Origin of the sequence: Streptomyces sp. NBC_01546 (assembly GCF_045208355.1) — a bacterium.
In the GTDB taxonomy this organism is placed as follows: Bacteria; Actinomycetota; Actinomycetes; order Streptomycetales; family Streptomycetaceae; genus Streptomyces.
Window position 1 is genome coordinate 1 of sequence record NZ_CP109379.1, and the last position, 11,227, is coordinate 11,227.

The following is an 11,227-nucleotide window of genomic DNA, read 5'->3' on the forward strand; positions in this document are numbered from 1 at the left end:
ATGGAACCTGAGCGCTGCGCGCTCAGGAGAGAACCGCCTCGCTGCGCTGACGTGGCTCGGCTTCGCCGACAGAGCCGGCCCTTCGGGCCGGTGTCCTGCGCTTCGCTCAGCAGCCTGAGACCTCGCTTCGCTCGGTCTCGAACGGCCCGCTACGCGGGCTGGGGTGACCCCGTTTCACGGGGTCCGGGCCTTCGGCCCGTTGGGTGGATCCGCTGCGCTCCCCCACCCAGGTTCTTCCGGCTCCGCCTCCAGAACCTACGGGGCCGGACATCGGCTCTCATTCCTGCACGGTCACTCCTCGTGGACGCGCCGGCACACAACGAATCCGGGTTCGATTTCTGAGCAATCGAAGACCGGGGCGGGAGGGATCCCCGCCGTCACTGTTGTACCCAATTCCTCTCCATACTCCGCAGGGTGGTATGCGAGCGAGAAGTTCCCGACCGCATGAGGGTACTTCTCAAGTAGACCGCGAAATTCCACGATCAGTCCGCCAAACTCCTCCGGGATGATGTCACTGCTCTTGCGTTGCTCCGTCATGACCGCCTCCTTGGTCAGAGAATCGCTGGTACCGCCTCGAGCGGCAGTCGTAGCCATCGACGCCGTACCACCGCTTGAGTACGTCACACCCTCGCCCACCTACCGGCTTCAGTTTCGCTCGACGAACGCGCATTCGCAGCGTGCGCCACGCGGATGGACCGGACCGAACTCACCATGAGCCTAAGACGTCGCTTCATTTGGTAAGGCATCGGTAGCCGATGAGTGCTGTGGCTACGCCGACGAAGACAAGGAAGTGTTCGGCCTTGCGTTCGTAGCGGCGGTGTAATCCTCGGCAGCCGGCGAGCCATGGCCGGTACGCCCAGCCCGTGCTGGCCACGAGGATGACCTCCCTCCAAGGCTTCAGAATCACCCGCCCGATGCCGGCCCCCGCCCCTGCGGACGTATCACGTCCGCAGGTGGCACCACCCGCCGGAACAACACCCACAGCTCGTCCGGCACCAGACGCTCAACCAGATCCACCATGCACAGCTCAGCGAACGATCACACCAAAAGAAACGACTTCCAAATCCGCAGCAACCTCGACCACACTCCATGTATGATTCGTTTTCTAGCCTGGATAGAATCATGAACTAGGCACCTCCACCGCTACGGAGGTGAACCAGACATGCTGTCGCGGACCAGTGAAACAGCGTAGTGCTCAACCAACCCGAGCAGCCGGACTCGCACCGAAACGCACCCCAGGTCAGACGGCTGATGTCCCTAGACGCTGCGCAGATTCAGTGAGCCAACACAGCCACCAACCCTCTCAACCAAACTGCACAACCCCAGGTCAGAAGCATGACGACTGCTCAGATTCACTGACCACCGACAGCAGCACTCGCTGAACTCGGCGTGGACTGGGCGTGACCAATGCCGGTGACCGGCCGTATTGACCGGCCCCGGTCAGAGTGACGCACAGCCTGGGCTTCGGCGGCAAACTGAGCCCTGGCAGCGTCAGCAAGCTGGCCACGCCAATCCTGGAAAGCCCTTCCCGAATCACGCATGATCACCATGTGAGGCGTTCACTGAAGTGGGCTGGACTGCTGTACGCGGTAGTGCTCGCGGGTGTTTTGACCGTGTGCTCCGTTCGCCTTGGCGTGAACCGAGTGGAGGACGTGGGCAAGGTGGTCGGCGTTTTCGTCGCGCTGCTAGGGCTGCCCGCAGTGGTGTTCGCCACCGTGCGCCACAAGCCCAGCATGAGCGTACCGCCTGCTGCCCGACTGGAGGACGTGGCTGACCAGCTGGCCCAAGGGATACGCCAGCAGTGGGAAAACGAGGAGCGAGTACGCCGCCTCAACGACCCCTACCCGCTGCCCCTCGAATGGGAGGCCGCCGACACGGATCTGGTCGAGTCGTGGCCGCTCCTCCTCAATCTCGCCGGAGCAAGGCCTGAGGACCCAGCGGGCGACGCATCCGAGTGGGCACTCAGCCCCGCCGGGCTGGCCGGCAAGTGGGACGACATCCGCCAGGTCTTCGAACGAGTTCCCACGCGCCGCCTGGTGGTCCTCGGCGAGCCAGGCGCCGGCAAGACCATGCTGCTCGTACACCTTCTGCTGACCCAGCTCGAACACCGCCCGCCCGGCGGCCCGGTGCCGGCCCTCTTCTCACTGGCCTCATGGCGCGACAGGACCTGTACACGTGGATGGCCGACCAACTCGCCCGAGACCACCCCGCCCTGTACGACCCTGCCCCCGCAAGACCCCCGCAGCCAAGTCCAGGCACCTGGGCGCGCGCCCTGGTTGAAGGCCAGCTCATCGTGCCCATCCTCGACGGGCTGGACGAACTCCCCGAAGCAGCCCGCCCCCGCGCCCTGCATGCCATCAACCAGGTACTGCACCCCGGGCGGCCGCTGGTGCTCTCCAGCCGCACCGCCGAGTACCGCAGCGCTCTGAACCCGCCCGCGGGCACCCCCATGCTCCTGAACGGAGCCGCAGGCATCCGACTCCACCCGCTCAACGCCACTCAGGCAGCTGCCTACCTGCTACGCGACGCCGGCGGCCCCCACACCGCGGCCGCGGCCCGCTGGAGCCGGGTCACCGACGCCCTTCGCAGTGGCACCCCAACCGCCCAGGCGCTGAGCACCCCACTCGGACTGTTCCTGGCCCGCAGCATCTACAACCCCCGCCCCGGCGACGAGCACCCCGCCAGCCTCACCAACCCCGACGAACTCCTCGACCAAACCCGCTACCCCACCCGCCAGGATGTCGACGCCCACCTGTTCCGGATCTTCATCCCCGCCGCCTACAGCCCCCACCACCGCCACCCCAGCCCATGGACCGCCAAACAAGCCGAGCACACCCTCACCTTCCTCGCCCGCCACCTCGAACACACCCTCCACGGCACCCCCAACCTCGCCTGGTGGCAACTCCACAAAGCCCTACCCGCACTCGCCCTCGCTCTTATCCCCGGACTAGCGATCGGACTCGCGTACGGACTTACATTTGGCCTCCTCAACAACCCAATGCTTGGAATGCAGGCAGCTATGAATTGGGGAATGCTGGCAATAGTGCTGCTCATCATTGAACCGAGACTCAGCCCGACAGAGGGCATCCGCTGGAGCTGGAAAGGACGTTTCTGGGTACGCACGTTCATGCCCGCAGTTACATTGGGGCTCGGGTTCGGGCTCTTCACGTATCCAAGCGAGGAACGATTCAGCCTGGTCGGCGGGCTCCTCGGCATTGTCGTGGGCGGGCTGCTGGGAGGTCTGACATCACTACAGCCTGACCTGAACAAGGCAGTGGGACCAGGCGCGGTCCTGGCTCGGGACCGCCGTACATTCTGGACCGTCACGCTCGCAGTCGGGCTCATGAGCTGTCTCATCCTCGGGTTCGTTGCCCGGCTGTCTGAAGTGCGGATCACCGAGGCGCTCACACTCGGACTCCTGGTCGGAATAATCCTTGGCCTCGGAGCCGCTCAGTTCGGACGCGCCAGATCGGTATGGCTGGCTTTCCTGGCCGCGCGAATCGAACTGGCCATACTGGGACGTGTGCCCTGGCGTTTCATGGCCTTCCTCGCCGACGCCCACGCACACCGCGGCGTACTACGACAAGTGGGGGCGGTATACCAGTTCCGCCACCTCGACCTCCAACGCCACCTCGCCGGACCCCCACCAAGACGTCCCACCCAGAACCCCCCACGCTGGCCACCCCGGACGCCGGGCGCAGGGACTCCGTGATCGACTCCGACACATCCTGGGGGACCGCGAGTACTGGTCCCCCGCGATACGAAGGCATCTCCGCCGACGCGGCATCCGCGCCGTGATCCCACAGCCAGCAGACCAGATCGGTCACAGCCTCAAGCGAGGCGCCTGGCGGGCGACCGCCCGTCTTCGGCGGCGAGACCTACAAGCAGCCCAACGCGGTTGAGCGAAGCGTCTCGAGTCTGCGCCTCGGGGAGGCCGGCGAAAGCGTTCGCCTCCGCCGGCCGGGGCCGAGTTACCAGTCGAGGAGCCAGGTCATGAGGGATCGGACGGCGCCGGAGGCGCAGCCGCTCAGGGTGGCGCCGGCCAGGGCCAGGCGTTCACGGCGGGTCAGGCGGTTGCGGGGCATGCGGCCTCCACGGGTTGTGGTCAGTGGATGGGTAGCCGGCCGGCTTGCTGTCCACGTTCGGCCTCTTGGGAAGGTCGGCTCCGGGTTGCGACGGGCTCCGTTCCGGTGGCGGTATCTGTGCTGTTCAGCCCTGGTTGGCAGCAGTGCAGGGGGATGATGATGCGATGAGTCGCGATGTGGGGGGCGGTCCGGCTAAGCGGCCGCGGGCTTTGGAGCGAGCGCGGGTGGGGTGGCCTCGCGCGCTGCAGGAGCTGAAGGATCTGCTGTACGAGGTGTACTTGGCGGCGGAAGCGCCGAGTCTGACCGAGATCGCCGAGGACGTGGCCGCAGACTCGGGTCTGGCGGGGGCTCCGAGTCGGGATACCGTGCGGCGCTGCATCAGCGATCCCGTCCTACCCCCGGCTCAGGCAGACGCTGTAGCCGTGGCCGTGGTCTTGGCACGTCGGGCTGCCTGGGATACCGGGGACCTGGCCGCACGGGTGCGCGGCCTGTGGGTGAACGCCCGGATGGCCAGCGGTGCAGGACGGCCGCTCGGAGAGTTCAACGACCCGCTCGTATTGGCCGACCTGGAAGTCCACCCGGCCCTTGAGGCTAGAGGCGACCACAGCACGTTGGGTTCCCTACCTGCCTATGTCCCGCGCGGGTTCGACGCGCAGCTGGACGCGGTGGTCGCTTCCGCGGCGGCCGGGCACAGCGCAATCGCTGTTCTGGTGGGCGGGTCTTCCACGGGCAAGACCCGTGCGCTGTGGGAGGCCGTACGCAAGCTTCCAGCCTCCTGGCGGCTGTGGCACCCTCTATCTCCCATCCGGCCCGGTGCTGTTTTGGCAGAGCTCCCGGAAGTCGCTCCGCGGACCGTGGTGTGGCTCAACGAAGCCCAGCTCTACCTCAGCGGGGACGGTACTGGTGATCAGGTCGCCGCCGGCCTGCGGAGTCTGCTGCACGACACTTCCCGGGGGCCGGTGCTGGTGTTGGCCACGCTGTGGCCGGAGCACTGGGAGACCCTGACGTACCGGGGCAACCCCGACCGGCACGCCCATGCCCGCGAGCTGTTGAACGGACACAGGATCGATGTGCCCCAAGCGTTTACTGACGTCGATCTAGCTGTTCTCGCGGGCACGGCCGAGTCTGACCCCCGGCTCACGGAGGCCGCTACGCGCGCGACGGGACGCCAGGTTACGCAGTACCTGGCGGGCGTGCCTGTCTTGATGGACCGCTACCGCAGCGCGGACAAAGCGACCCAGGCTTTGTTTCACGCCGCCATGGATGCTTACCGGCTCGGCACCGGACCTCATCTGCCGCTCGCCTGGCTCGCTGAAGCAGCCCCCGGCTACCTGACCGACGCAGATTGGAGCTCCACCAGCGAAGACTGGCTGCCGAAAGCCCTCGAGTACGCGAGCCGGGAGTGCAACGGCATTCCCGGCATCCTCACCCCCGTGAAGCAGACCAGCCTCCGCAATCAGCGTCGGCGCAGCGTTGACAACTCAGTCGCCGATCAGGCGGTTCCGTACACGAACGGACCGCAGTATCAGCTAGCGGACTATCTTGACCAGTACGGCCGCCACCACCGCGCCGAAGAGATCCCTCCTGTCGACTTCTGGAACTCAGCGGTACACCACGCGCACCCCGCCGACTGGTACAACCTTGGCCACGCCGCTTATGGACGAGGTCTGTACCGGGATGCCGCCCAGCTCTTCAAGCATGCGGCTGCTTTCGGTCATCCGTATGCCCCGGCCGCACTGGTGAAACCATCTCCCATGCACACCGCTGATCATCGTCCGGCCTTGTGGGCTGTCTCGCACACATCCCTCGACGATCCGTATCTGTTGTCCTTGCTGCTGAACGGCTTGCTGGAGATTGAGGCGAGGGAGCAGATAGCTGCTCTGCTGGATCGTGCCCCTGCCGCACATGTTGTTCTTCGTGACCCAGCCGCGCTAGCCCGGTTCCTAAACAAGCTCATGGAGGTGGATGCGGCGGAGCAGATTGCTGTTCTGGTGTCCCGCAGCCCCGCTTCCCAGGTCCCTGCCGACAGCACATTCAAAGTTCGCTGGCTCCTCAACAGCCTGTGCGAGGTTCAAGCCTGGGAGCAAGTAGCTGTCCTGGCGGAGCGAGCTTCTGCGTGTGTTTCCCTAGATAGCCCCTACGGCGTTGCGCAACTGCTGGACGACCTGGTCAAGGTCGCCGCAGATGAATACACCGCTGTTCGGGCTGCGCGGGCTGCAGCCCAGACTGCCCTCGACGACCCGTATTTGGTCGCCGAGATAGTGGACCAGTGGTGGACGACTGACCACGTTGATCAGATGCGTGACTATGTCGCGGGAGCGATCAGCCGACTTCCTGCTGACAACCCATTCGCTACGGCGAAGCTGCTAGACAGCCTGCAAAACGTTCGCGGAACTGAACAGATTGCCGCCCTACTGGAGCGTGGACCAGGAGCCCACGCTCCCCTCGACAACCCCTACACCGTGGCAAAACTGCTGGACAGCCTGCGCCAGACTGGAGCAACCGAACAGATTGCCGCCCTATTGGAGCGTGGACCAGGTGCGCGCGTCTCCCTCGACAATCCCTATGCCGTGGCGAGACTGGTGGACAGCCTGGGCCAGGCTGGCGCAACCGAACAGGCGCAGGTCTTGGCTGCACGTGCCTCCGCCCATGCCCTAGGGGGCACAAGCGCGGCCGACGTGGCCTCGGAAGGCTTGCCCGCGATCAAGGCGATTGAGCGACTCGCTGTACGAGCTGCAGCTCAGGTCTCTCTCGACGAGCCGGGCGAGTTCACTGCGCTGACGTGGAGTCTGCGGCAGGCTGGCACCCTCGATCAAGCCGCAGTCCTGGCTTCACGCATCGCAGCTCACGCCTCCGTAGAAGACCCGTCCACTGTGGCCAGAGTGTTGGAGAGCTTGCATTGTGCCAACGCTGACGAGCACATCACCGCACTGGCAGATCGTGCCGCTGCCCACACAACGGTCGACAATCCGCTCGAGCTGGCCGAGTTGCTGATCTGGCTGCAGGAAGTCGGCGCAACCGAACAAGCCAACGCCCTGGCCTCTCGGGCCGCCACGCACGTTTCCATCAACGACCCGGAGGCCGTCTATCAGCTACTCACTGTCTTCCGGAGAGCCCAGACAGAGGCCGGGGTGGCAGCGCTGCTGGCACGCGACCCCGCCACGCACGTCGACCTGAGTCATGCGGGCGCCGTATCCCGGTTTCTGGATGAACTGCTGAGCGCCAAGGCGCATAGCCAGGTGAGTGGTCTTCTCGCTCGCGATCCTGCGGCCCACACGTCCCTCGACCACGCATTCAGTACGGCGTTCCTGCTGGACAGCCTGCGAAGGGCAGAAGCACACGATCAGGTGGCTGCCCTACTAGCCCGCCGCCCCGCTGACCACTGCCTCACCGACCAGCACGGCGGCGTGGCTGCCTTGATGACGAGCCTACGGAAAGCCGGTGCCGCCGACCAGGCTGCGGCGCTGGCCGCACGAGCCCCCACTCATACCCTGACTGACAAGAGCCCTTACGCGATAGCCCATCTGCTGGACAGTCTGCATGCGGCCAACTCAGACGATCAGATCGCAGCTGCACTGGCCCATAACCCCGCTGCACACGTCAGCATCGCCAGCGAGCACGCCGTAAAGAGGCTGCTGGAGTCCCTTCGGAACGTCGGAGCAGACGGTCAGGCAAGCATTCTGACCGCGCGATTGGCCGGCGTAGGACGGTTCCATAGTCTCTTGGAGGTCACAGGTTGGAAGGAGCAGTTCCGGTACGGCCGAGAGCCTGACGGCAGCCCCGCCCCCAGGTGGACCTGGGAGGACTTGGACTGACCCGCGGTGGCTGGCTGCTGGCTCATCCGAGTCCCCTGGGCTGCCATCTGGCGTGATGTGACCACGGAATCGCCCGGTCCGCGGACGGGATCCCGCTCCGGGGAAACCGAAAACCGGCAAGGCGGATGCTGTTGCGCGTGGCGTCACCTGTCCTGGGCGGTCAGGAGCAGGACCAGAGCCTTGGAGCGGGTGGTGCCGAGCGCGGTGGCCACCGCTTCGGCCGGCATGCCGTCGTCGCGCAGGGCGCCGGCGGTTTCCCGGCTCACCCGGGCAGCGATCCGCTCCAGCACACCCCCGGCACGCATCGCCGCCAACGGCGCAATGGCGGCCGTGGCGGTCAGCTGCCCGGCGACCTCGGCCAGGAGCCCGGCCAGCCGTTCGGGCAGCGGCACGGCCCCATCGCGGACGACGGACAGGTGCGCAGTCCAGTCCGTGAGCGGTCCCGAAAGGTCGACGTCCGCTTCCTACAGGGGCAGGTCGCAGATCGTCGCCCAGTCCAGGGGGTACTGAGCTGGACTGCTGTGAACGTTCTCGTTATTCCCCAGGGGTAAGTTCACGTAATTCCCCACCTGGTCGGCTGGCGTGGGGCCTGGGTATGAGGGGGTCGTCGGCCGGGCAGCTGCCTCTGGCAGACTTCGCGGCATGGGATTGTTCAAGCGGGCCAGCAAGTCGGAGAGCCCTGCTCAGGGAGTGGATCCGGCTGACCTGAGCACGCTGCTGCTGCAGGGCGAAGACGTGATCGACCAGCTGGCTCGGGCGCACGTGTCCTGGGGGCTGGGCTCGGCGGACCGCTGGGGCCTGGATCAGAGGACGGGCCTCATCACGTGGACCTTCCCCGAAAAGACCGCGACGGCGCCCGCGCAGATCCTGGCTAGCTTCAGCCCTTCGTCGGGCTCGTGGCTGTGGGCCTGGGCGAACGAGAGCATCCTCCCGGAGATGAGCCGCGACGCCCGAACCGTTCGGGACTGGGCAGAAGCACATGGCCATCACGCTCTGACCCAACCGAAGGTCGACGCGGATGAGCAGGCGGCGGCAACCCTCGCGGCTCTGGCCGTCCGGATCACCAGGGCAACCGGCTTCTATCGGGGCCCGGGAAACAACTCCGTCGCGATCATCACGTTCGGGCCGGTCACATTGACCGCAGCGGATGGCAGCACGTCCACCTTCAGCATCAATATCGACTAGCGGAACCATGAGGGATCGGTGCCTGGCCTTCAGCAGGGCAGGCACCGAACCCGGTGATGCGGTGGGCCAATCTCCCTATGGGGTCGTCTTTCCGTTCCTGTCGGTGGGGTTCCTGGATCGCTTGTTCGGGCGGTAGCTGGGGCCGTTCATGATGACCTGGTGGCTGGTGTTGATCAGCCGGTCCAGGAGCGACTCGGCGACGACGGGGTTGGGGAAGAGTGGATACCAGTCGCTGGGTGCCCGGTTGCTGGTGATGATCAGGGACCGGCCCTGCCGTTCGCTGACCAGTTCGTAGAGGTCATCGGCCTGGGCCGCGCCGAGCTGGCGCATGGCGAAGTCGTCGATCATGAGCACGTCGGGCCGTACCAGTTCACGGATCCGCTTGTCCCAGGTGCGGTCCGCGTGGCCGCCGGCGAGGTCCGCGAGGATCCGGCTGGTCTTGGCGAAGCGGACGTGGGCGCCCTGGCGGACGGCGAGGTGACCGAGGGCCTGGGCGACGTGTGTCTTTCCGACCCCGACCGGGCCGAAGAGGATGACCGACTCGCCGGAGTGGAGCCAGCGCAGGGCCCCGAGGTCGCGGATCTGGGCGGCCGGGAGCTTCGAGGAGGCGGTGAAGTCGAACTCTTCCAGGGTGACCTGCTGCTCGAACTTCGCCCGGGTCAAGCGCCGTTGGAAGGCAACGGTCTCGCGGCGGGTGATCTCGTCCTGGCAGAGGACCTGCAGGAAGTCCAGGTGCCCGAGCTCGCCGCCGTGGGCCTGGGCCAGGCGGGCATCGAGGGTTTCCAGCATCCCCGAGAGCCGCAGCGACTTCAGCGACTCACGCAGGGCAGAATCCATCACGCTCATCAGATGCTTCCCTCAGCTTCGCCGTGGACCTGGTCGTCGTGGAGCTCATCCGCCGTCTCGGACGGGGCGACGGAGGCGAACAGTCGCTTGGGCCCGTGGAGGAAGGCCGCGGCTCCTGCGTCCCCGCTCGATTCGGGCTCAGGATCCGTCTCGGTGCCGGCGATCAGGATGCCCTTGATGGTCCGGTAGGACGGGTCACCGACCGTGATGGCCCTCGCGCAGGCGGCCTCCAGCCTCGCGTCGCCGTACTTCTTCTTCAGCCCGAGGATCCCCTGGGCGGCGCGGAGCCGGCAGAGCGCGTTGACCTCCAGCAGCTGGTCGACCACGGTCCGGCAGGCGTCACCGACCTCGGGTGCCTGGGTCCGGCACCAGATCGGCGTGCGCATCTGGAAGGCGATCTTCTCCGGCGGGTAGTCGCTCCTGTCGGTTCGTTTTCCCTGCTCAAGTGCCACGTGGGTCTTGACCAGATCGCCGTCGAGGAAGACCTGCACCATCGTGGCGGTCGAGCGGACATCGACCCGGCGGCCGATCAGTTTCCAGGGAACCGAGTAGAGGGTGCGTCCGACCTTGACGTGGATGTCCGGCCCGACCACCGCCGTCGACCAGCGGGCCAGCACGAACGCAGTGGGCGGCAGCGGCAGCAAGGTCTCGGCTTCGACGGCCTCGAACACCGCCATCGGGGCGGCTCCCTGCAACGGCCGGCACTGGCGTCGGCCCGCCACCTTCTGACTCCAGGCCACAGCCTCGGCCTGCATGTGCTCGATCGAGGTGAACTCCCGACCCCGCCAGAACGAGTCCCGGATATAGGGCATCGGCCGCTCGACCCGCGGCTTGTCCTTGGGCCGGGCAGCACGGGCCGACACCCTCGCCAATGCACTCGGTCCGACCGTCGACACCCCGACGATCCACCCTCCACGGCAGCCGTCCGTTGACGTTGCCGTCAGCGTTGCCGTCAAACCGCTGAGGAGCCCCACCGAATCACGCTTCGGTGGGGCTCCTCGCATGCTACTCGAATGTCACCGAGAAACGATGGGACAATCCGAAGGATTCATCCTGCGACTGGACGCGAAGTAGGAGATCGCGAATCTTCTCGAACTCGCTTTCACCCAGCGCCCTTCTACTCAGCTCCGATTCCTTCCAGACGATCTCGACCGGTCGTTCCACGTCCGTCGATAGCCGATCCCACAGGGCACTCAGATTGGCTCCATAGTAGGGGCCGAAATCTAGAGCCCGCGACAAGAACTCATGAAGATCCCTCTGGGAGAGAATTGCTGCGCCATCGATTTCAATCCTCAT

The 11,227-nt window shown here is 66.0% G+C and carries 8 protein-coding genes and 1 pseudogene; 4 read left to right on the top strand and 5 right to left on the bottom strand.

Features of this window, described 5'->3' with window-relative positions:
• Nucleotides 1–291 precede the first annotated feature (291 nt).
• Nucleotides 292–537, bottom strand: coding sequence for a hypothetical protein (locus tag OHA89_RS00005; protein WP_406364784.1), 246 nt, complete (start codon nt 535–537; stop codon nt 292–294).
• Nucleotides 538–2,293: 1,756 nt separating this feature from the next.
• Between OHA89_RS00005 and OHA89_RS00010 the strand changes: the two genes are divergently transcribed.
• The 3 genes and pseudogenes from OHA89_RS00010 to OHA89_RS00020 all read left to right on the top strand — a co-directional run bounded on the left by OHA89_RS00010 (nt 2,294) and on the right by OHA89_RS00020 (nt 7,900).
• The gene (locus OHA89_RS00010; protein WP_406368768.1) at nt 2,294–3,712 is read left to right on the top strand and encodes a hypothetical protein; all 1,419 of its coding nucleotides are present in this window, start codon (nt 2,294–2,296) and stop codon (nt 3,710–3,712) included.
• A pseudogene (locus tag OHA89_RS00015) lies at nt 3,663–3,924 on the top strand (IS5/IS1182 family transposase); the annotation flags it as partial. The gene OHA89_RS00010 and the pseudogene OHA89_RS00015, both read left to right, overlap by 50 nt.
• A 325-nt stretch (nt 3,925–4,249) precedes the next feature.
• Complete coding sequence (locus OHA89_RS00020; protein WP_406364785.1) at nt 4,250–7,900, top strand: hypothetical protein; 3,651 nt, start codon at nt 4,250–4,252, stop codon at nt 7,898–7,900.
• 143 nt (nt 7,901–8,043) lie between these two features.
• On the opposite strand, the gene OHA89_RS00025 is transcribed toward OHA89_RS00020, so the two are convergent.
• Nucleotides 8,044–8,292 carry a hypothetical protein gene (locus OHA89_RS00025; RefSeq protein WP_406364786.1) on the bottom strand — a complete coding sequence of 83 codons (249 nt, stop codon included), beginning with the start codon at nt 8,290–8,292 and terminating at the stop codon, nt 8,044–8,046.
• Between the two features lie 250 nt (nt 8,293–8,542).
• On the opposite strand from OHA89_RS00025, the gene OHA89_RS00030 reads away from it, so the two are divergent.
• Complete coding sequence (locus OHA89_RS00030) at nt 8,543–9,085, top strand: DUF6882 domain-containing protein (RefSeq protein WP_406364787.1); 543 nt, start codon at nt 8,543–8,545, stop codon at nt 9,083–9,085.
• 75 nt (nt 9,086–9,160) lie between these two features.
• Here the strand turns inward: OHA89_RS00030 and istB are convergent, their stop codons facing one another.
• The 3 genes from istB to OHA89_RS00045 all read right to left on the bottom strand — a co-directional run bounded on the left by istB (nt 9,161) and on the right by OHA89_RS00045 (nt 11,227).
• A complete protein-coding gene (gene istB / locus OHA89_RS00035; protein WP_406364788.1) occupies nt 9,161–9,931 on the bottom strand; it encodes an IS21-like element helper ATPase IstB in 771 nt (256 codons plus the stop codon).
• The gene (locus OHA89_RS00040) at nt 9,931–10,794 is read right to left on the bottom strand and encodes a Mu transposase domain-containing protein (protein WP_406364790.1); all 864 of its coding nucleotides are present in this window, start codon (nt 10,792–10,794) and stop codon (nt 9,931–9,933) included. The genes istB and OHA89_RS00040 overlap by 1 nt, the downstream gene beginning before the upstream one ends.
• Before the next feature lie 142 nt (nt 10,795–10,936).
• Nucleotides 10,937–11,227 (bottom strand): barstar family protein, encoded by a 291-nt coding sequence (locus OHA89_RS00045; RefSeq protein WP_406364791.1) that lies wholly within the window; start codon nt 11,225–11,227, stop codon nt 10,937–10,939.